Origin of the sequence: Neisseria sp. P0014.S009, from assembly GCF_051958155.1 — a bacterium.
GTDB lineage: Bacteria > Pseudomonadota > Gammaproteobacteria > Burkholderiales > Neisseriaceae > Neisseria > Neisseria flavescens_C.
Genome location: NZ_JBQCVS010000247.1, coordinates 1 through 238, shown reverse-complemented (window position 1 = coordinate 238; position 238 = coordinate 1). Strand labels below are relative to the sequence as shown.

Genomic DNA, 238 nt, shown 5'->3' with positions numbered 1-238 from the left:
CTGTTTGATCCCCACGCTTTCGCGCCTCAGCGTCAGTTGCAGTCCAGATAGCCGCCTTCGCCACCGGTGTTCCTCCAAATATCTACGAATTTCACCTCTACATTTGGAATTCCGCTATCCCCTACTGCACTCCAGACTATCAGTTTCCAAGGCAATTCCGAAGTTGAGCTTCGGGCTTTCACCTCAGACTTGATAGTCCGCCTACGCACGCTTTACGCCCAGTGATTCCGAATAACGC

General features: G+C 52.1%; 1 rRNA gene. It reads right to left on the bottom strand.

The window, feature by feature from the left end:
• Positions 1–238, bottom strand: a 16S ribosomal RNA gene (locus tag ACTHS4_RS12520); the annotation flags it as partial.